The sequence below is a fragment of the Alteromonas confluentis genome (assembly GCF_001757105.1).
GTDB lineage: Bacteria > Pseudomonadota > Gammaproteobacteria > Enterobacterales > Alteromonadaceae > Alteromonas > Alteromonas confluentis.
This window is the reverse complement of the sequence record NZ_MDHN01000009.1, coordinates 61,077-82,770: the sequence shown is the minus strand read 5'-3', so window position 1 is coordinate 82,770 and position 21,694 is coordinate 61,077. Positions and strand designations below refer to the sequence as shown.

Annotated in this window: 19 protein-coding genes and 1 pseudogene; 9 read left to right on the top strand and 11 right to left on the bottom strand. The window is 46.1% G+C overall.

Features of this window, described 5'->3' with window-relative positions; genetic code table 11:
• Positions 1-146 precede the first annotated feature (146 nt).
• Positions 147-578 (bottom strand): annotated as a pseudogene (locus tag BFC18_RS04520) (transposase); the annotation flags it as partial.
• 60 nt (positions 579-638) lie between these two features.
• Positions 639-1,535: a DUF8021 domain-containing protein gene (locus BFC18_RS04515; protein ID WP_070124004.1), complete on the bottom strand. Its 897-nt coding sequence runs from the start codon at positions 1,533-1,535 to the stop codon at positions 639-641.
• A gap of 140 nt (positions 1,536-1,675) precedes the next feature.
• On the opposite strand from BFC18_RS04515, the gene BFC18_RS04510 reads away from it, so the two are divergent.
• Positions 1,676-2,110 (top strand): winged helix-turn-helix transcriptional regulator, encoded by a 435-nt coding sequence (locus BFC18_RS04510; protein ID WP_070124003.1) that lies wholly within the window; start codon positions 1,676-1,678, stop codon positions 2,108-2,110.
• Between the two features lie 224 nt (positions 2,111-2,334).
• Here the strand turns inward: BFC18_RS04510 and BFC18_RS04505 are convergent, their stop codons facing one another.
• On the bottom strand, positions 2,335-2,706 hold the full coding sequence (locus BFC18_RS04505) for a winged helix-turn-helix transcriptional regulator (protein WP_070124015.1): 372 nt from the start codon (positions 2,704-2,706) through the stop codon (positions 2,335-2,337).
• A 147-nt stretch (positions 2,707-2,853) separates the two neighbouring features.
• Between BFC18_RS04505 and BFC18_RS04500 the strand changes: the two genes are divergently transcribed.
• From BFC18_RS04500 to BFC18_RS04470, 7 genes are all read left to right on the top strand, one after another.
• On the top strand, positions 2,854-3,450 hold the full coding sequence (locus tag BFC18_RS04500; protein WP_070124002.1) for an NAD(P)H-dependent oxidoreductase: 597 nt from the start codon (positions 2,854-2,856) through the stop codon (positions 3,448-3,450).
• Positions 3,451-3,494: 44 nt separating this feature from the next.
• The gene (locus BFC18_RS04495) at positions 3,495-3,869 is read left to right on the top strand and encodes an MBL fold metallo-hydrolase (protein ID WP_070124001.1); all 375 of its coding nucleotides are present in this window, start codon (positions 3,495-3,497) and stop codon (positions 3,867-3,869) included.
• Positions 3,870-3,916: 47 nt separating this feature from the next.
• Entirely contained in the window at positions 3,917-4,636 is a 720-nt protein-coding gene (locus BFC18_RS04490; RefSeq protein ID WP_070124000.1) for a glutathione S-transferase family protein, read from the top strand.
• Positions 4,637-4,993: 357 nt separating this feature from the next.
• On the top strand, positions 4,994-5,554 hold the full coding sequence (locus tag BFC18_RS04485) for a gluconate 2-dehydrogenase subunit 3 family protein (protein ID WP_139138949.1): 561 nt from the start codon (positions 4,994-4,996) through the stop codon (positions 5,552-5,554).
• Entirely contained in the window at positions 5,542-7,251 is a 1,710-nt protein-coding gene (locus BFC18_RS04480) for a GMC oxidoreductase (RefSeq protein WP_070123998.1), read from the top strand. Before BFC18_RS04485 ends, BFC18_RS04480 begins: the two co-directional genes overlap by 13 nt.
• 307 nt (positions 7,252-7,558) lie before the next feature.
• Positions 7,559-8,065 (top strand): SRPBCC family protein, encoded by a 507-nt coding sequence (locus BFC18_RS04475; protein ID WP_070123997.1) that lies wholly within the window; start codon positions 7,559-7,561, stop codon positions 8,063-8,065.
• Between the two features lie 91 nt (positions 8,066-8,156).
• Positions 8,157-9,059, top strand: coding sequence for a LysR family transcriptional regulator (locus BFC18_RS04470; RefSeq protein WP_070123996.1), 903 nt, complete (start codon positions 8,157-8,159; stop codon positions 9,057-9,059).
• Between the two features lie 83 nt (positions 9,060-9,142).
• Here BFC18_RS04470 and BFC18_RS04465 read toward each other — a convergent pair whose 3' ends face one another.
• Positions 9,143-9,685: a hypothetical protein gene (locus tag BFC18_RS04465; protein WP_070123995.1), complete on the bottom strand. Its 543-nt coding sequence runs from the start codon at positions 9,683-9,685 to the stop codon at positions 9,143-9,145.
• A 238-nt stretch (positions 9,686-9,923) separates the two neighbouring features.
• On the opposite strand from BFC18_RS04465, the gene BFC18_RS04460 reads away from it, so the two are divergent.
• A complete protein-coding gene (locus BFC18_RS04460; RefSeq protein ID WP_070123994.1) occupies positions 9,924-10,400 on the top strand; it encodes an acyl-CoA thioesterase in 477 nt (158 codons plus the stop codon).
• 111 nt (positions 10,401-10,511) lie between these two features.
• Here BFC18_RS04460 and BFC18_RS04455 read toward each other — a convergent pair whose 3' ends face one another.
• From BFC18_RS04455 to BFC18_RS04425, 7 genes are all read right to left on the bottom strand, one after another.
• Positions 10,512-11,858 (bottom strand): M24 family metallopeptidase, encoded by a 1,347-nt coding sequence (locus BFC18_RS04455; protein ID WP_070123993.1) that lies wholly within the window; start codon positions 11,856-11,858, stop codon positions 10,512-10,514.
• Positions 11,859-11,978: 120 nt separating this feature from the next.
• The gene (locus BFC18_RS04450; protein ID WP_070123992.1) at positions 11,979-12,338 is read right to left on the bottom strand and encodes a DUF2750 domain-containing protein; all 360 of its coding nucleotides are present in this window, start codon (positions 12,336-12,338) and stop codon (positions 11,979-11,981) included.
• Between the two features lie 201 nt (positions 12,339-12,539).
• Positions 12,540-15,656 carry a glycoside hydrolase family 2 TIM barrel-domain containing protein gene (locus tag BFC18_RS04445; RefSeq protein ID WP_083272916.1) on the bottom strand — a complete coding sequence of 1,039 codons (3,117 nt, stop codon included), beginning with the start codon at positions 15,654-15,656 and terminating at the stop codon, positions 12,540-12,542.
• A gap of 79 nt (positions 15,657-15,735) precedes the next feature.
• Positions 15,736-18,504: a TonB-dependent receptor gene (locus BFC18_RS04440; protein ID WP_070123991.1), complete on the bottom strand. Its 2,769-nt coding sequence runs from the start codon at positions 18,502-18,504 to the stop codon at positions 15,736-15,738.
• A 611-nt stretch (positions 18,505-19,115) separates the two neighbouring features.
• Positions 19,116-19,640, bottom strand: a complete 525-nt coding sequence (locus BFC18_RS04435) for a RidA family protein (RefSeq protein ID WP_070123990.1) — start codon at positions 19,638-19,640, stop codon at positions 19,116-19,118.
• An 18-nt stretch (positions 19,641-19,658) separates the two neighbouring features.
• Positions 19,659-20,057 carry a c-type cytochrome gene (locus tag BFC18_RS04430; RefSeq protein WP_070123989.1) on the bottom strand — a complete coding sequence of 133 codons (399 nt, stop codon included), beginning with the start codon at positions 20,055-20,057 and terminating at the stop codon, positions 19,659-19,661.
• Positions 20,058-20,075: 18 nt separating this feature from the next.
• Positions 20,076-21,659: a flavin monoamine oxidase family protein gene (locus tag BFC18_RS04425; RefSeq protein WP_211481011.1), complete on the bottom strand. Its 1,584-nt coding sequence runs from the start codon at positions 21,657-21,659 to the stop codon at positions 20,076-20,078.
• Between the last annotated feature and the right edge of the window lie 35 nt (positions 21,660-21,694).

The following is a 21,694-nucleotide window of genomic DNA, read 5'->3' as shown; positions in this document are numbered from 1 at the left end:
GGAAACTGCGAATAAGTCCCGCAGTTTAACGCTGAGTTAAGCCGCAGCATCAGCTGCCTAATTTTTAAACTCTAATTTTGCAGTTTAGGCCAATATACTGCCGTTTTAGGCCGGATTTCGACCTACTTCCGGGCCATTTCCGGATTTCAGACAGATCTTGGCTGTCTTCGTAACATCTGGTCTACTTTAAACAGGTTCGCCAAGGTGAATAGCATGGCTAACTGTGAGTCATTTTCCATCAGCCCTTTATAGCGTGCTTTTATAAAACCAAACTGACATTTGATGATCCGAAACGGGTGTTCTACTTTCGCCCGAATGCTGGCTTTTAAATATTCGATGTTGATGGCGGTTTTATTCTTGCGGGGATGCTTCTTCAGCGCCCGAACTTTGCCGGGACGCTCTGCTATCAGCCATTCCACGTTAGTGTCTTTCAGCTCTTCGCGTTTTTCTGCACCTCGATAACCAGCATCGCCAGAGATGAACTCCTCGTCGCCATGCAACAGGTTTTTCAACTGATTCAGGTCATGCTCATTGGCGGCGGTGGTCACCAGCGTATGAGTCAGGCCGCTCTTTGCATCCTTAGGCAAATAGACTCAATGCCGTGGTAACGGCATTGAGTCTTAAACATTCAACATTAATTAATTTGTAAATCCTGACGTTAAGATTTCATCCTGCATTAATCCTATATTGTCGATCATACGAATTTTCCCACCGATAATTTTAAACACTTCATTGATTTGCATTTTCTTGGTGGTATTTGAGTAGTGAAGAATCGAATACGCAATTACGATTCCACGATCGGCATCGATTAACGCAATACGAATTTCTGATGCAGGCCCCCAAGGTTTTTGTCCTAAATTGCTTTCGTAGCATCCCACTTCACCGCTCTCTTCTATACCGTTCCGCGCATTATGGGTAACTCTTTCGCCACTGTGGAAACGATCACAACGAGGATCATAATCAGCTTCAACCGGCTTATGGTCAGTCAGCCCTTGAAAATATCTCGTAATAATTTGCTCTAACTGTTCACGCGTAGATCTATCTTCTGGTGCTACAAGCGTATTAAAAAGCGGATCGTAGGGGACAATATTTTTGAGTTTCACTTTCGGTGAATCATCAAAATTAATTTCTACTTCCGTTATTTTCCCATTAACAATTTTTAAACGAGTTCCTACATAAACTGATTTTCCATCCAATGTTTCAGCTGCAACGTGTTCAATAACATTACCTTTAATAGGATCAGTAAATGTGCCCACAGAAAGAATTCGTCTTATATTCATCCATTTACTATCTGTTAGTGCTATGGCTTTGGTGTTTTCACGGATTTGTACGTCGACAGCCAAAGGAAGTTTCTTTGTTGTTTTTGCAAGAATGCTTTCGTTAAATTGTTTTGCTTGATCCAGCAGGCAATTGCGTTCACAGCTTTGATTGGAGACTTTAAGCTCTTTCGCGTCAGCTGAAATCGCTGGAGCGCCCATAGCTATCACCGACATCACCAGCAGTGCTGAGGACATAAAGCGGTTATATTTTTTCATTGGTGATTTCCTCATAAATGAGTTTAGGTACGTCACTTGTAGTGTAAAGCCCAAGGTAAGCAGTTTCTTCCTAGGCTGAAGACGTGCATAATAATCGCACAACTAACTTTTAGTAAGTACGCACAAAAAGGTAAGTATGCATGACTGACAATTTATTGAGTGATGAAAAAGTCAGAGACACCCTATCCGCGTCGTTTCAGCGCGGTAATGTCTTTGCTGAGCAATGTCCTTCCAGGTTGGTAATGAATCATGTTACTAGTCGATGGGGAGTGCTGTGTTTAATTGCTTTACGTGGCGGCAAGCATCGTTTCAGCGAGTTGCGTAGAAAGATAAATGGAATCAGTGAAAAAATGTTGGCTCAAACTCTTCAGTCTCTTGAGAGCGATGGCTTTGTCGATAGAATTGCGTATTCAGTGGTGCCGCCTCACGTTGAGTACTCTCTGACGCCGCTAGGTAATGCAATTGGTGAAAAAGTGGTATCTCTTGCCGATTGGATTGAAATCAATCTTCCGGAAATTATTCAAGCTCAAAATAGTAAAGCCAAGTTAATATTAGATTCGAAAAGCATATCTTGATTCTGGTTTGCCGACTGAAGTGTAGGTAGCAGATCGTAATTATTTTTGTTGAGTTACAATGAACTTTCCTTGGCTTTACGTATGTCCGCTTTTGGCCGAGAGTAACACAAAAAAATCACTGCCTAGGTTTGAATGAGGTGTAACTCATGAAGCTTAAATTTGATAATATTTTTGATTCCATTATTGATGATCCAGTTAAGGCAAGGAAGGCTAGCCAATCCGAACTATTTAGTGTTTATCTGCACATCATAGGTTTCAGACCACACTCGGAGTTCATCCAAGATGTGCAAAGCTGTTCGCCCAAACTCGGTCAGCTCATACGTAACAGCAACAGGCCTGTCGCTTATCACCTTCCGTAACACCATGCCTTCGTCTTCGAGCTCTTTGAGGCGTTGATCAACCATCTTTTTACTTGCGCCACCGAGCATACGTGCAAGATCGTTAAATCTGACAGGTTCATCTTTCAGGTGATAAATAATCGAACCTTTCCATTTTCCGCCTATTAATCGCATGCCCTTTTCGATAGCGCAGGGTTCCATGCAAGCGTTGAAAACTTTTTTACGCCCTTTACTGTCTGTTTTTATTGAGCTTTTCACGAACTCCCCACTCATTTAAATAAGGTTACTAAAAGTATACTAATTGATTACAGTTTAAAGGTTACTAAAATATACCACATCTAGTTAAGTGAGAAAACGCACTTGCTTTCTTTAGCCCGTATACCAGCGATATCAGGAGTTTTTACAATGACCACCACAAGTTCAGGCAATGTTTTAATTATTAATGCCCACCAGTATTACCCATTCTCAGAAGGAAAGCTGAATGCCACCCTTGTTGATAAAGCTATCACCCTGCTTGAAGACAAAGGCTATCAAACACGCGTAGTGACGATGGCAGAAGAATACGATGTGGATGAGCAGCTAGCACATCATCAGTGGGCAGATTTTGTCATTCTTCAATCGCCTATTAACTGGATGGGTGTGCCATGGTCATTTAAAAAATACATGGACGAAGTTTATACCGCAGGTATGGGCGGCGCTATGTGTGCAGGCGACGGACGAGTAGCAGAAGCACCTAAGAAAAACTACGGTACTGGCGGCACGCTTTCTGAAGTGAAGTACATGATGTCCTTGACCTTCAATGCACCGGAAGAGTCATTCAATGACATTGAAGAGTTTTTCGACGGCAAATCTGTTGACGATTTAATGTTCCCGATGCATATGAACTTCAAGTTTTTTGGCATGACACCAATGGAAACCTTTGCCAGCTTCGACGTGATGAAAAACGCAGACGTCGAGAACGACTTTAAACGCTTCGAAGCCCACATCAACAAACACTTTTAACCAGTTCTAAAGCCGCTTCTTTGAAAAGCGCCTGAGGAGTTTTTATGTCTTTTTTACGTCACGTTTGGAAATCCGGACTTTGCTTATTATTGGCAGCGTCTGCCAACACTTACGCTCACGAGCTGCATGAGCCAGGACACATTGCTTCACCGAAAATGTATGAAATGCTGCTTGAAAACGACCGTGCTCTGGTTTTGAAAATGGTGTTAAAGCCTGGTGAGAGCGATGCATTTCACAGTCACAACAACGAAACAGTCTATTTTGAAAAAGGCAGTAAGCTAAAAATTGAAACGCTCGGCGGCGAGTCGGTTGTTGCTGACGTTCCTGACGGCCATGTTATGTGGCATGAGGCCTGGACCCACAGAGTGACAAATCTGGGTAAACAGACGGCTATCGCCATCATTGTTGAAGAAAAATAGGAGAGGTTTGCAATGGTATTTACTGATCTGCGAAGGGAAATACAACTATGAATTCACAAAAAGATATTCATCTATACACAGCCTCTACCATGAATGGCTGGAAACCAGTTGTTTTTCTTGAAGAAGCGGGTGTTGAATACGATTTAACACATATCGATTTTTCAAAGAACGAGCAAAAAGCGCCGGACTACGTGAAGCTCAATCCAAATGGCCGCATCCCTACCATTGTAGATCGCTCCAACAACGACTTTGTTGTTTTCGAATCAGGGGCGATTCTCTGGTACCTGGCAGAAAAGTACGGGAAATTTCTTCCATCCGATCCGAATGAGAAATCAAGAACACTACAGTGGCTGATGTTCCAAATGGGTGGTGTTGGACCCATGATGGGCCAGGCTATGTATTTCCAACGTATTGCGGCTAAAAACGGCAATGAAGATCCATTCGCTATTAAACGTTACGTTGACGAAAGCCGCCGACTGTTGGAGGTCTTAAATACACATCTGAAAGAGAAAGAATTCCTGGTAAACAACGAGTACACCATCGCCGATATGGCTACCTACACGTGGGCACGTGCCTATTATTGGGCGAATGTCAGCGTTGACGGTTTGCCTTACTTACAAGCTTGGTTCGATAGGATTGACGAGAGGCCCGCTACACAACGTGCGCTTGAAATTCCAAAGCCATTCTGGGCTTTTTTTGGTAAGGGCGACATTGAAGCTCAGGAACGTGAAAACGCTGAACGCTTCAAGAGTGATGTAAGGAAATAAAGGTAATCATTACTTCGCGCAAAGCACTTGCAAAGGGGCTTTTTAGAATCCGTTGCCTAGGGCGTGGCGGCCGAGTGTCGGTCCAATCAAGCCCGCCCACTGGTACCATTCTCATATTCACACGCAAGTTTTAGTGCTATTCAATCCAAATATTCAGGAGCGAACCGGATTTTTATTAATTAAAAGCCGTTAACGCTCTATCCTAGATTCATCGTTCCGAAGACAAAATGTTTCTATTTTCCGTAACCTTATTACGATTTATCGTTAAGCGTTCCAGTCTGAAAAAATTGTGGTAGCTTTGTTATGATTTTGTAACAGAACTGTTTATTGAAACAGCAGATCGACAAGGTAACCGCTATGGATAGAAGACAAATTCTAAAATATGCAGCAATGCTCACAGGCACAGCATTATGTGCTCCAGTAACAGCAACGATGCTCTCTGATTTAAGTAGACTTTCAGATAACGCTTCTGCCTCCCCCAACCCGACGTTCTTTTCCGCTGATGATTTTCAGCTGCTAACACAAATAATGGATACGATCCTACCTGAAACTGATAGCCCGTCGGCGTCAGATGTCGGGGCTAACACGATGATGGATCACATGTTTGCCGTTGTTTTCGAACCTGAGTATCAACAAAAGTTTAATGTGCAATACAAAGCTCTGCGCCAATTCCTTGAATCAAATAACTTCTCACGACTAAAACCAGACCAGAGAGGTAATGTTTTACGTCAGTTAGAGCTAGGTGAGAAGCAAGGTGATACTTTCTGGGCATATACAGATATCAAGCAGCAAACAGTGGCTTATTACCTGCTCTCGGAACAGATTGCGGAACACTATTTAAACTATTTGCCAGTTCCTGGTGAATACAAGCCGTGTGTGTCGTTAGCCACATTAGGCGGTAAGGCATGGGCAATATGAAAATGAAAAATAATAAAAACTTTGATGCGATTGTCATTGGTTCTGGCATCAGTGGTGGATTTGCAGCCATGGAATTATGCAATAAAGGTTACAAGACACTGGTACTTGAACGCGGGCGCATGGTTCAACATGGACAGTATCCTACAGCTCATATGGATACCTGGGATTTACCTAATCTCAATAAAGTCTCTCTCGAAGAAAAACAACAACATTACCAAAAACAGGACAGGCTGAATTGGTGGGTTAATGAAGACAATAAGCATTGGATCAACAAAGACGACGAAAATCCCTATAACGAAGATCAACGTTTTGACTGGATAAGAGGTTACCATGTTGGCGGTCGTTCCATTATGTGGGGGCGACAATGTTATCGCTGGAGTGATATTGATTTTAGCGCCAACCTTAATGACGGTGTGGCCGTAGACTGGCCAATCCGTTATGCCGATATCGCTCCCTGGTATGACTATGTAGAGACATTTGTTGGCGTAGCCGGTCAGGCTGAAGGTCTTAAACAAATACCAGATGGTGTATTTTTAAAACCTTTCCAACTTAATTGTGTTGAGCAAAAGATGCGTGAAGCGGTAGCAAAACGCTATCCCGATAGAGTTGTGACGCCAGGCCGCGTCGCTCATCTGACCGAATACAACCCTGAAGTGCATAAAGGCCCCAGAGGACAATGCCAAAGCCGCAACCGTTGTTGGCGTGGATGCCCTTTCGGTGGCTATTTCAGTAGTTTATCATCTACGCTGCCTGTCGCCGCCGAAACCGGCAATCTAACCGTGCGGGCGAACAGTATCGTTATGGAAGTTGTATATGATGCCAAAACGAAAAAAGCCAGTGGGGTAAAAGTTAAAGATGCTGAAAGTGGTGAAGTTATTGTGTTCAATGCACGCGTCATTTTCTGCAATGCCAGTACGGTAGCCACAACCGCTATTTTGCTTAATAGTCGTTCGGAAACTTTCCCTAATGGTCTGGGAAATTCAAGTGGAGAGCTGGGTCACAACTTAATGGATCATCACTATGGTATGGGTGCATCCGGCATACTACCGGGTCATGAAGATGATTATTACCAAGGGCGCAAGCCTACAGGTTTTTATATTCCTCGATTTACTAATATTGATGAGCAAAGCAAACAGAAAGAATATATTCGTGGTTTTGGTTATCAGGGTGGCGCTATGCGCGTGCAGAATAATCCGCACGGTTTAGTTGGCGAAGAATTAAAAGCTGAAGTCTTTAAACCCGGACCGTATCGTATTGGCATGACCTGTTTTGGCGAAATGTTGCCTTATCATGAGAACCGCATGTATCTGAACTTTAACCAGCGTGATAAACATGGTTTGCCCATGGTTACCTTTGATGCCAGATTACGTGATAACGAAATGAAATTGCGTGAGCATGGGGTAAAATGCGCGATTGAAATGCTGGAAGCCGCCGGGTGTGTGGATATTACGAGTTACAATAGTTTAACTGCTCCGGGCGCATGTATTCATGAAATGGGTACTGCGCGAATGGGACGGGACCCAAAGACCAGCGTGTTAAACAAATGGAATCAAATGCATGATGTTTCAAATGTATTTGTAACCGACGGTGCTTGCATGACCAGTTCAGGTACACAAAACCCAAGTATCACCTACATGGCATTAACCGCGCGAGCCGTGGACTATGCGCATAAGCAAATTCAGCAAAACAAATTATAGATTGCTGATGTTCCAAACAAGCAGTGTCGACCCCGTGGAAACGTGCCTAATATTGGGCAAATGTCAGCGTTGATGGCCTGCCTCACGTGCACAGTGTCTGTTTTGAATTCCAGGCTATCTATTGGTAGCAATTAAAATAGACACTTTCCTTTCAAAATCCCCGCCTTCAGGTACATTCTTTCGCCCTCTGATATAAGAATTCATTATAGATTTCATAGCATTTTACGATTGGCGCTATAACTGGCTTACCAGGATGATATCACTCACTGAGAAACAACCTGTTTAACAATACAAAAAGGTATTCATAATGAGCGATATTATCTGGCCAGATGGCTATGTCCCCGGATTTACTGACAACTACTGTTCAAACGAAGTCATTGTTGAAGGCCTTTCAGCCGCTGATATCTGGCCATTGCTTAACACTCCTTCGCTATGGCCAACATATTATGAGAATTCAGCTAATCCTCGTTTTTATGACGAGAAGGGCCCTATGTTGGAAAGGAACGTACGCTTTTATTTTGAGACTTTTGGTTTTCCGGTTGAATCGGAGTGCTTGGAGCATGTTGCTCCAGTCAAGGGGCAGTCTGCACGTCTTGCCTGGCATGGCTGGTCGGGTGAAGGTGACAGCCGTTTAGATGTGCACCACGCGTGGTTGATAGAAGATCTCTCTGGAAATCGTGTACGCATTTTGACTCAGGAAACCCAAAACGGTATACCTGCTAAAGCGTTAGCGACAACAAAGCCGAATCCAATGATTAATGGTCACCAGGAATGGCTGGATGGACTTGTTGAAGCCGCTCGTAAAGCTAAATAAACTACCTAAATAACGGGCCGCTCTCGACATTATTGAGACTGGCCTTTTTGCACTATATTTAGCATAACTTTTTCTAAACTACGCACTGACTATGGCCAATATTAAGAATCTTGATCTGAACCTGCTGCGGGTTTTCGATACTTTGATGGATGAAAAAAACGTATCAAGAGCTGCAGAGAAGCTATCTGTTAGCCAACCGGCGGTAAGTGGTATGCTGACACGGTTAAGGCACAGCCTGAACGACCAGTTATTCATACGTAGTCAACATGGCATCGTTCCTACTATTCGCGCTCAAGCGCTTTCAGGGCCAATAAAAAAGTTACTAAGGGAGCTGGATGCTGTTTTAGAGCCCACCGTTTTCATCCCTCACGAGGCTGAACTAACCCTCTCCATTGCGGCTACAGACTATTCCTTAAACGCTATTGTTGAGCCTTTTTTACAGGCTTTACGTCAACAAGCACCGAAAATGAAAGTCGCGGTTCGCTGGATCAACGAGCACGAGCTTTTCGAACAGATGGAACGCGGAACCATTGATTTTGCGCTTACAACCCCGGAAGCAGCCCCCGATGAACTGCACTCCAGAACATTATTTAACGAAACATATGTCTGCGTGCTCAGAAATGAACACCCTCTACTGGAAAATAAGAGTTTAACCCTCGATCAGTTTTGCAATGTAGAGCATGCCATTGTGTCTTACGTAGGTGGCGCATTTGAAGGCACTACAGATACTGTTCTTCGTTCACTGGGAAGGCAGCGCCGCGTAGTGCTGTCGGTACCTAGCTTCCTTTCTTTGGCCAGTATTTTAAAAAACAGCGATCTCTGTGCCGTGGTACCCAAAAGAATCATGAAAAATATGCACGATCTCACAACCGTAAAATTGCCATTTGAAGTGCCCGGATTTACAAAAATAGTGGCTTGGCATGAACGCTCTCATGACAGCGAGGCCCATCGATGGGTTCGGGAGCTATTATCTGCCACATGCAAAGAAATTTGAATGTTGCAATGAGTGGTGGGAGGCTTGTTGAAGCACGTTCAGCCAGCCTTGCGACAGGCTAAACGCGCTTAGGCACACACTTATTATAGTGCGTGCTCTTCGGTTATACGGGTAACATTCGCGTTACCATCTTCAACCCGTTTAATCACCTTTCTTGCCTCGACAATGTATTTTTCGGGTACAGGCTTAGGCTTCGACTCGTCTTTTGCAATAGTGGTCATGGTCTTCCACTCAGCAATTCTGTCATCCAATGCATCAGCAGCCCCCAGAATAATACTCCAGCCTGTCAGATTCAATTTGAGATAATAGGTTTTGCCCGCTTCAATATTTCCCTGAGCGACTGCCCACATATTCTGTAGCTCCACCATGAAAAGGTGCTCGCCAGGCTCGACTTGATATTGAAGTAACTCACCAGCACCTAAGGTACCGACAAAGCTTTCACCGTCCCACACTTCACTTTTCGCGCCATCGCCCATGAAGACCGAACGACGAACAAAATTTACCGTTGCTTTATCTTCTTCCGGCTTGTTCTGAAACGCCACCTCTTTCATATTTCCCAACCCCGCGCAGCCTGCGAGGTTAAAAGACAATAATACAAAAACAATAATTCCAATTTTCTTAAACATGCTAATCCCTGTTGTAAGCCTTTGATTTTATTTTTTAATCACGGCATTAGTTTACTTATTTTGCGAGTACGCCGAAGAAGAATAAACGTAAAATCCAACTAGCACAAGAAAGCAAAAACCTAGCCTAGCACTACCTCAACTCACCTCATCAATTAGTTTAAATTATCAGCAAAACCACACGCACGGTGATTATTTGTACTATAGATACATAGTAAGTTGCGATTACTTGAGGTGTGTTATGCCATCTTCTCAATTGACCTTTCGGTTTCTTGCTGAACCAACCGATGTGAATTTTGGAGGGAAAGTTCACGGAGGAATGGTGATGAAATGGATTGATCAAGCTGGCTACGCGTGCGCTGCCCAATGGAGTAGTCAATACTGCGTAACAGTTTCTGCTAACGGCATACGGTTTATTAACCCGATTTTAGTGGGTCAGGTGGTAACTGTAAAAGCCAGCATTGTGCATACGGGCAACTCAAGCATGCATATCTACGTCACGGTTTCGTCATGCAACCCACAGGATGGCATTGCAACGATAACTAACCGCTGCTTCATTACATTTATGGCCGTTGACGTTAACGGCGAGCCAACCCATGTACCCCATTATATTCCTGACTCTCAGGAGGAGTTGCAGTTAGAGTTGGTCGCCATGCACGCAAAGGAATTCGCCAAAGAATTAGATGAAGATTTTAAGAGCTCGATTGGCTATCACTAACGGCTGGTTTGAAAGTTCCAAGCTTTGAATGTTGTTTTCGGGAATCGCAAAGGGCGCGGCACTGCATGCCCTTAGTGCCTGCAGTGCTCCACGTAGAAAGCTAATCTTATTTTATTCCGAACGAATTAAATGAAAATCGGTTTGTCTGCCGTCGATATATTCAACTTTATCACCGTCGAAAAAGGCGTCTTCTTCCAGCATTATTCTAATTTCTTTATTCCACTCAGGTACGAAGGTAGCTGCATTTAACTCAATCGAAAATGCCGTGTTGGGATATAGCGGATAATCTCCCACTACCGGCAAACCTTCTTGCGCATCCCACATTCCTATCGTTGGGCCCGCTGCATGCCCATGAAAGCCAAGAGGATGTGTATATACCGAAGGTTTGATGCCCTCACTGATTGCCTGCTGCCGGGTGCGTTTCAGAATTTCATTGCCTGAGTGACCCAGCTTAAAGTTGTTGATAAGCAGCGTTTGCAAACGATTAGCATTGGCGAGGGCTTTTTGTAGTCTCTCTGGGGCTTTTGTTTCACCAGGCTTCAGCACATAGGCATGTTGCTGCTGATCGGTATTGAGGCGTAGATAAGTAATACCGAAATCCACATGGAGCAGGTCGCCAGGCTGAATCACAGACTCACTACCATCTTCACTAAAGGTTTTAATCTGGTCAAACTCGGCATTGTCAGCCCGCTGAATAGACACTGAAGGATGGAACCAATTACTCACACCCAGTTTAGTACTTTGATCGCGAAACCACCACACAAGGTCGTCAGAGGTGGTTTTTCCCGGAGATACGACTTCGTTTGAAAACGCCGTTGCAATGAGTTGATGACCAATAGCCGCCAACTGCGGGTAAATTTGCATTTCAAGGGCACTGCGGGTTTCCAGCCAGCCAATGGCCAGTTTCTCCGCCGACACCAGGCGTGAACGATACTCTGGTGACAAAGCCTGGGTCAGCTTTTGTTTTTCGGTAGACGACATGCCATCTGCCAGCGCAAATGCGTTGGAAGTATTAATGCCTATTTTCTTTGGCTGACGCTTTTCAATAATGTCTGATAACGCGGCCCACTGATCAGGCTGCTTTTCTTTATCCCAAGCTTTTTTAAACTCGTTCCCTACGGCATATCGAGCTACAGCCAGCATTTCGAGCGGCTTACCCTGCCCTGCATCATAGATAACCAACATTGTGTGCCTGCGAGCAGACATCCAGGTAGATGGCAACATGGTTTTAAGCACGGGATCTTCGTTATATTCCCTCGACATGATCACCCACATGTCGATGCCCGAGCGTCGCATTATGCCCGGCAAAATCTGCTCAAAGCGCTGAGCCAGGATCTCATCGATGATCTCGCTGCGCTTTTTCATATCCGCAATATTATTCATTTCCGCCGAGTGGGATTCAACAGCCCAAGTCTGCAGGCTCAAAAATATCGACAATAAAACGCTGATAGTTCGCATAAATGTCCCTTTTCTAGATGCGCTTCTGGCCATCTGCGCGTTTGAGCGCAAGCTGAACTTCATGACCCACTGAACGACTAAAATGAAAAAACGCAGCCGAAGCTGCGTTTAATACATCGTTTATAACTTTTCTATCTCAGCCACCATCTGACTGAACTCGGCAAGTTCCACTTCCAGGTACTCGCCACCATCGCGCCATTCCACACCGATAACTACATTGTCTTCTGCCAGATCTTCCATCCAGAACTCCAGCCAGTCTGAAACCGAAATGGCCTTAGGTACGTAGTCCTGCCATTCGTCCGTGCAGTGTTCACGGGCCAGTTCAGCGTTTGACCACAGCGGCATCACGTCAGTGTTTTCGTAGTTTACTGAGTCGACAATTACCCAGCCTTCGCTGCTCTTGTCCTGCAACGCCCATACTTCCTGCGTTTCCTTAACCTGTGCCATAAAATCGGCTGAATCTGCATGTTTATCTGTCATGATGAACTCTGGGTAATGAATAAGGCTGCTATGATACGGCTTGCTAGCCTGTTAGGCCAGATATTCGCGCTACACTAGCGGATTCAGTCGACCTGAGCGGGCCTGCTCAGCTTTCCAAACTCTGACATCGCAATCGACTCAGCATATACAACGGGTACGAGATAGCTCTGCGATTTTCCCTACCCGTTTTCTGCTGGCAGATTACTCCACCACTGGTTTTAACACAAAACTGTACTGATAATCCCGCCACGGCAGCGTGTAGCGATACAGCGGTGACTCGCCCCAGGAATTGGTGCCGCCTACGCCGCGCTGACGATAATCAATGTACAGGAAAGTATTCTCGGTTTGCGGAATTTGATAGCTGTGCAGTCCCTGCTTTTTAAACTGATCGTAATTGAACAGATCATCTTTTGACAGGTTGAAGCCAATCGTAGGCTCTCCGGAAACCCGGAACGTTTCTGCGCCTTTACCGCTGAAATCAGCCTCGTACACGAACGCTCTATGACCGTTTTCCTGAGGACGGGCATAATCGTGACCCAGTTGCTCGACAGATCGGGTATAGCGCCCGAACATGGCGGAGTGATGGCGGTCACGGTAGTTTTCATGCGGACCTCTACCAAACCAGCTGACGGTATCGTAGTTTGGCAACAGTTCCACACGATACCCGATGCGCGGTAATTCAGGGAATTTCTTATGTGCGGCCGCGTAGAAATTCACACTCACTTCTAAGGTACCGTCTCCGGCAATGGCATAGCGGGTAAAGTAGCGACTTTCCAATGTCGGTAATGCATGCTCCGTATTGATAACAACCCGGTTGCCTTCCGTCGAACTGGAGATCGACGTGAGTTTGGCAGACGCGTACAGCTTCTGGTATACCTTCGCCTTCTCAGGATATTTCTCTCCAAAATCGTTATCTGTAGGCGCACGCCAGAACCAGGGCACCATGGGTGATGCAAGCTGCTTGTCACCGTCTGCAGTCCATTGACTTAACCAGCCACTTTGCTTATCAAACGTATACGTTTGCTTGCCGGCTTTCACAGTAATGGCATCATCTGCCGCATTCACGGTAGGCGTCTTACCTTCACCAAGAGACGGTGCCGCTGCCATAGCATTGATTGCCAGCGGGAGCTGTTCTGTCGCGATAGCGACATCGGCGGCATACAACTCAGTTTTCTGTTTCGGATAGAACCGGACTGTCAGGTAGTAACGTTTGCCCTCCTGCGTTTTATTGCTGAAAGAAGGAAGGGTAAACGTGCCGGACTGCTGTGGTTCGATATCGAGATTTTGAATATCGCCCTGTGCTACAACGTTACCGTTTTCTTCCAGCGCCCAGTTCAATGTCAGGTCGTTCAGAGAGGTGAAATACCGGCGGTTAAATACCTGGATCTGACGTTCGCCATTACCGGCAAAAGACACTTCCACATCCTGATACACATACTTCACTTCTTCTGCATGAGGATGCGGCTCGCGATATGCGTTCATCACGCCATTCGCACTGAAATTCTCGTCGTGATACACGCCTTCTGGCTCAAAGTCACCGCCATAACCAAGGAAAGTGTTACCGTCCTTGTCCTTAGTCTCTATGGTCTGATCAACCCAGTCCCAGATGAAGCCACCCTGCAGCGCCGGATATTTACGGATCAGTTGCCAATAGTCATAAAGTTCACCCACTGAGTTGCCCATGGCGTGTTCGTACTCGCACAAAATCATTGGGCGAGTGGGATCAGAGAGCGCATAGTTTTCCATCAACGGAATGGACGCATACATTTTGGCGAACATGTCGGTGTGTGACTTGGTGCGTGCCTGATCAGACATGACCGGTCGGTCAGTGCGGGTTTTCAGCCAGTGATATAACTGCTCGGTATTCGGACCGTCGCCGGTTTCGTTGCCGATAGACAGGATCACCACCGCGGGATGATTTTTACTCGCCTCGTACATGTTGCGAACGCGATCGAGAAAGGCGTCTTTCCACAATGGGTTATTTACAATGTGCTTTTCTGGATCGTAGTTGCTGTCTGTGGCACCAAACGCGTGGGCTTCTTGGTTTGCTTCATCTACCAGGTATAAGCCCAGCTCATTAGCCAGTTCATACCAGGCAGGATTGTTTGGATAGTGAGAATTTCTCGCTGCATTGATGTTGTGTTGTTTCATCAGCAAAATATCACGGCGCATGGATTCACGGGAGATCACATGGCCTGTACGCGGATCATGCTCATGGCGGTTTACACCCTTGATCAAAACCGGCTTACCATTGATAAGCACGTTTCCGTTTTTCAGCTCACTTCGACGGAAGCCAATCCGCTGCCAGGCATATTGTGCGGTATCACCTTCCCCTGCGGCGACCTGCAGGCTGTAAAGATTTGGCGTTTCTGCCGTCCATGTATCAATGCCAGGAAGGGTCGCTGAAGCGGCACAATCGGCACCTTCCCCTTGCCCCTGCCAGACCAGCTTTTCATTTTTGCCAAACAGCTGGTAACTGACATTGCAGCTATCCATTACGTCGCCAGAGCCGGTTTGTACGTCCGTCTTTAGAGATAAAATGCCCTGTTTGTAGCTGTCATCCAGTGTGGCAACCACTTCAATATCGCGAATATGTTGTTCAGCAGGTGTGCGATAAAGGTATACGTCCCGCTCAATGCCCGACAATCGCCACATATCCTGAAGCTCAAGATAGGTGCCGTCTGACCACTGATGTACCTTTAGTGCAATCAGGTTATCACCGCTTTTGAGTTTGTCAGTAATATCGAATTCAGCGGCGGTTTTTGAATCCTGGGAATACCCCACGTACTTGCCGTTCACCCAGACAGAAAATGACGATTTCACCGCACCGAAATATGCAACAACACGATCACCGGCCCAGTCTTCCGGCACGGACACATGCTTACGATACAACCCCGTGGAGTTATTCTCTGACGGAATCTCACCGGAAGGAGTTTCGGGGCCGTAATCCAGACGAATATTAACATAGTTGGGGTAACCATAGCCGTTTAATTCCCAGTTACCGGGTACAGGAATTTCTCCCCAGCCTTTTTCAGCATAATCCGGCTGCATAAAATCATCAGGGGCAGCATCAGGATTTTCCGCCAACTTAAACTCCCAGGTGCCATTCAACGACAAGTAATCGCTACTGTCCCAGGGCGTAGTATTAAACGCGCCCGGATCTTCAGTGAATGCGAAAAAATGAGCGCGGGGTTCAAGGCGGTTCTTTTGTAAAACTTGTGGGTTTTGCCAGTCAGGCAATTCGCTGCTCCCCGCCTGAGCAAGGGCTGCAGTCGAAGGCGTTAGCACCGTACAGAGTATAAGGAATCTTTTAAACATAACTATCCTGTCAGAGTTACAGAATGGGAAAATGACAAAGGCAAGCGCACTGCTGCGCCTGCCTTTTTAGTCAGAATGCTTAGAAACTGGTGCGAACACCGAGGGTATAGCGTGCGCCGTTATCGATCATCTGAATAAACTGTTCACTGTAACGACCATGACGACGTAACTCTTCACCTGTCACGTTGATACCTTCAACGAAAACAGTGAGGTTCTCATTGATGTCGTAGCTGGCACTTACATCGAACTGGCCGTAGGTTTCAGTGAAACGAGGCTCGGTTCCGCCAAGAGGACTCACCAGATCCTGCATGAAGCCTTCACGATTGTTGTAGGCAACACGTGCTTGCAGCGGGCCTTGCTCATAAAACAGAATGATATTCTGCGAATCACCCAACCCTTCCAGAGCAAAAACCTGCGTGTTGTCTTCACTGTCGAGTGAAGCGTCACTGTTTACGATAGTGGCGTTAGCCTGAATACCGAAGCCGCTTTCGAAAGTGTGCAACCACGCGATTTCCAGACCATTCACATCAGCCGTTTCGCCGTTATCAGGCAAACGAACAGTGAAGTCATAAGGACCACTTGCCAGGTTCAGCGTGCGGGTTTCAAACGATGCCACGATGAAGTCTTCAACTTCTTTTTTGAACGCGGCCACAGACAGGTAACTGGTGTCGGCGTAGTACCATTCCAGTGACAAATCGAAGTTAGTCGACAGGAAAGGTTTCAGGTCGGCGTTACCAGAGTCGGCCTGTAGGTTATTCGGACGGGTAACAGACACATTGAACACCGGCACCAAATCGCTCATGGTTGGACGAGTCAGAGTTTCAGAGAAGCCAACACGCAACATTAAGTCATCGGTAAGATCCATCTTCGCGTTGATGTTTGGCAGTAAGTTGGAGTAGCTGTTTGATTCAGCAATCGGTACCCCTTCACTCGTAGCATAAACATCGCTGTAGTCTGAAGGATCGTTTGGCACAGGGACCACGTCCAACAGTTCGCGACCATAACCGGTGGTAGTGGTATCCGTCTCGCTGTAGCGTAAGCCGAAGTTAATATCCACCGGCATGTCAGAGATCAGCAGACTAAAATACATTTGCGCATACAGGCTCAGCACTTCTTCTTTTACAGAGAATGAACTGCCCGCGAGTGAAGGACTATTCAAACCTTCAGCGTCTACGATTGCACGAACTTCATCAAAGGTTTGTCCGGTATTATCAGCAACCTGCTGAATCGCATCGTCAGAGATTGCGTAATCAAAGTAGGCTTCCGGATCGTAAGCAATCCATTGTTGGCTGGCATTTGAGAAGTAGTTCTGGGGCGTGTAAATATACAGAAGCTCATCAGGAATATCTGTCTGATAGCCGCAGTACACATTACATAAACTAGACGTCAGGCTGTTGTTGTCTTTGCTACGATCCTGATAGTACGCCCCAAACTCCATTTTGGAGAATGCGTTGTTTGAATCAGGCAACCAGGTAAAATCTGCACGATATTCGTTGATGGTATCTTTGATGTCGTAACCTTCGCGGTTGGTTACGTGCATACGGCCTGCCGGAATATCGGTTAACGCATCAGAGCCACCTTCGATATTGATGGTTGGTGTTTCACCAGAAAAATCGAGACTGTAAGCGTTGTTGTAGCCCACCACGGTGAAATAGTTATTACCACCGCTGTTGTTCTTCGCCGTTGATGTAGATACATCGAAGTTAGCCGTAAAGTAGTCGTTTACCAGCCATTCGTAATTGATACCGTAGGCCTGAATCTCTACATCACGGGCGTCGCTGCTTTGAATGAAGTCGGTCGCGCCACCTACACCGTTTACCAGTGTACTGTCGAGAGATGTTACCGAGCCATTCTCGTTAACCACAACGTTATCCAGGTTACTGTCTGACAGCCAATGTCCTACCGTATTCCTGCGGGAGCCCACTTCAAATTTGGAATACAACGCATCAACTTTTAGCATCATGTTGTCTTGTGGGGCATACTGAACCACCACGTTTCCACTGGTGCGCTGACGGTCACCAAGATCGACGATCTGATCAAAGTTCTGCGGCACATATACGCCATTGAACTGGTCATTGTCGGCGTATTGTGGGTCGTCTACCTCTGAGCGGTTAGTCAGGCTGACATTCGAGCGCCAATCACGTACTTGAAGGATGTTAGTTTGCGCCTTCCGTTTTTGCAGGGAACCCGCGACAAGTACGCCTAATTTATCATCCATAAACCGATTGGTGATCAGGCCTGAAATTTGCGGCGTGATCTCTTCTGAGATTTCCTCATACATGCCCTTGGCACTCGCAGCGCCTGCGAACCCTTCAAAATCAAACGGATTTGCTGTTGTTACATTTACGGTAGAGCCGATACCGCCGGCTTGAAGAGACGAGATAGGGCTTTTATAAACATTAGCGCCACTGATGAGCTCTGCCGGTAAGGTGTCGAAGCTAAACTCACGCCCCTGATTCTCAGTCGCGATTTGTCTGCCGTTAACCAAAACAGTATTAAATTGAGGCCCAAAACCCCGAACAGTAATGAACTGACCTTCACCACCACTTCGGTCAATGGCTACACCGGTGATACGCTGAAGGGATTCAGCAACGTTCTGATCAGGGAACTTACCCAGATCTTCCGCAGAAATACCATCAGATACGACATCCGACGCCTTCTTGTTGAGCATGGATTCTTTAAGTGAGTTTCTGAAACCACGTACTTCAATGACTTCGGTGTTTTCGGCTGTCGCATCTGTACTTTGTGCCATCGCTATTGATGTATTGAGCGACGAAACGATTGCTAAACATAGTGAACTTTTAAGAAAAATCTTTTTCGTGAAACCGGTATTTCTGCTCTCAATCATGCTTGTCTCCTTTCAGGGCATCCGCGCGCCCCGTATCCTTGATTTGGCCGTTGAATAAATTGCAAATTTTCCATAACCAAACGTCACGGTGCTTAACTACGACTCAAAGTTAAACGTTTACCCTCACAGCCCTGTTTTCTCTTATTTTTATTGTTACGAAAACGGTATTCCTGTTTGAGTTGTGACGTTATTCCACCAAAATATATATAAGTATCAGCAGAATAAGCTATGCGCAAAGCTGGTGTTACCGCCATTATTAAGGCGTGAACTCCGCTACACTGGTCTTGCAAACCCAAGGTTAAACGTTAAACCTTAGACGAAAGTATACTAAGATAACGTCAAGCATATGTAAACAGAATGTTTACGCTTGAGAAAAATAAAACATTTATACCAACAATAATGCACAGCGTTTAACAAGCTGTATTGCCTGGTACGGTTTACAGGCAGGTTTGTTTAATGAGAAGGTGTTTATGAACAGGTAAGTTCAAGACTCTGAAATCGAAATTCTTATTACTACAAAAAGGGATTATTCAGGAAGCGCGTAGCTGGCTTGATGAGTAACGAAAAAAGCTCGCTTCAATGTAAAGCGAGCTTTTTTCGTTTATATATGATTATTCTGGACGAACGGCTGTCACTTCAATTTCTACCAGGTAGTTAGGGTTAGCTAACCCTGCTACCTGCAGCGCAGAACGTGAAGGCAGGTTAGGCTGCTCGTCTGTGCCAAAGAACTGCGTGTAACCGCGCATAAAACCAGCGAAATCCATTTTTCCATCCATTTCCGGATCGCCAACCAGGAACGCTTGCATCTTAATCACATCGCCCATGGTCAGGCCAAGGCTTTTCAGATTTTCATCGATGCGTTTCATCACGCTTAAGGTTTGCGCTTCGGTATCACCGTAAGCTTCACGGGTGCCCGCAGGCGCATCAGGGAAACTTACACCAGGCACTGAACCACTTAAGAAAACAATCGTGCTAGTCGCTGGTACTTCAGAGGCGCGCAAAATAGGGAAGTCAGAGCCAATCAAGCCATGACGGATAACAGTTTCTTTCGGTTCAGCCGTCGCTTCCGCTTCGCTACAGCCAGTGTTTGCAAGTGCTGCAGTAAGTAACAGAGGGGCAATAAATAGTTTTTTCATTTTATGTGTTTCCTGATATTAACGTTTGGCAATTATTTTTACGTCGTCTGCGCTAACTTTATCGGTAAAGTTATTGCCGAAATGGGTACGTGTGTAATTCACCACCTCAGCAATTTGCTCATCAGACAGATATTGTTTTAGTGCGGGCATGCCGCCCATTCCATTGCTCACCATAAAGGTAACGTAAGCACCGGCGCTCAGTTTTGGATTATTAGCCAATGCAGGATAGCGGCCTGCACCTTGCGCTCCCTGCGCTTCAGACATATGGCACCCCTGGCAAATTGCATGATAGAGCTCGTCACCAGACGCTTCTTCAAACTTATTCCCCAGTGAGAAACCTGCGTCATCGGTTGCCATCGCAGCTGTGCTGAGCGAAAACAGGCCAGTTACCACTAATGCTTTTATTGAAGATTTCATTATGTGTTCCCTTTTATTTTACGCAGCGGTTGCTACCGCTTTTTTGTGTAATCGCTTAATGGCATCGTGGGCGGAGGAAATCGCCCCTTCCTGCCAGGCAGGAAGATGTGAAGCATGCTCACCGGCCAACACCAGTCGACCATCAACCTGACACAAGTTATCGTAGTGCTGCTCGCGCTTCTCTTCTGTCCAGGCGCCAAAACAGCCTTGAGTCCATGGCACACGGTGCCAGCCAACAGCAATACCGTTGTTAAACTCTTCAGTGTATTGAGGGTGAATTTGCTTACCGTATTCCACTGCTTTCTTAACCCGTTCTTCCGGTGCTAATGAGGTGAATTCAAAGGCATTCGGCCCCCAAACATAGGCGCCTAGCAGTACGCCCTTACCTTTATCGTAATACTTCGCGCTTGGGTAACTGATATTGGTGATGGGTAAATCGGTATAAGACACGCCGCCGAAAATGGCTTCGTCCTGTTCCCAGAAACGACGATTAAACTCGAGGCCCACTTTCACCGAAGATGCATAGGGCACCGAGCGGATAGCAGTCTGCATTGCGCTGCTCGCTTTCACTGGGATTTGTGAAAGTATGGAAAGTGGAATCGTGCATACACACCAATCGGCTTTCGCTGTTTTAGCCACGCCGTGGTGTTCATAATCGACTGTCACGCCCGTATCGTTTTGATCAATCTTGGTAACGCGGGCGTTGTATTCAATCAAGTCGCCAACGCGTTTCTCAAAGGCTTTCGCAATATTGTCCATGCCACCAACGGGTTGGAAGATGCTGCTTTGAAATTCAATGTCTTGCCCGTTTACGATGAATTTCCACAGGTCAGACTGTAGCAAGGCACTTTGATCTATAAGGTCGCTTGGTTCGCCCTTGCCTGACAAACCACCGCCCGGTGGAATGGCAAATCCGCGTCTGAGGCTGGTTTCATGAGACTTTTGATACTTCCCTTTCTCATTCAGCGCCCCCCAGTGACGCAGTGATTCGAACAGCTTTTCACGATCTTCAAGACTCAAAGAATCGTCCAGTGCATTCTGATTGATGGTCTTTGCCAAAAGCTCAGCAGCATAGCCTTGATAATCAGCTTGAACCGTGCGGTAACGTTGCGGCTTACCGCCAAAGGCCTTGGTGGAATGCACCAGCGCGTTGTAGTTCACCTGAATGAAAGGTTCGATGGCAATGTTGAATTCATTAATGTAAGACATCACGTGATGATGGTGATACGGTACACGCCATGGACCTGGGTTTATGTAGTTGCCTTCGGCAAATTGACATTGCTGTGTTGCCCCACCCAGTTCGGTATAGCTATCGCCTCCCCGTAATGTCCAGCAACGTCCACCAGCACGTGAGTTAAATTCGAGAATTTTTACTTTATAACCCGCTTTTCTTAATTCATAAGCTGACGTCATTCCAGCGACACCCGCGCCCAGAACCAGTACAGTCGCGCCTTTTTTAACGCCATCTAAATTTAATGAACCCGGGTGTGAAGACTCGGCTGCGAAGCCGAGGGATGTCATGGCCTGATACATGGCCCCGGCTCCCGCCGTCTTTCCGATCCAGCCTAATAGCGCCCGGCGGCTCATACTATGATTGGTCATCGAAAATACTCCTCGTGATGATCAAATTACTCAAG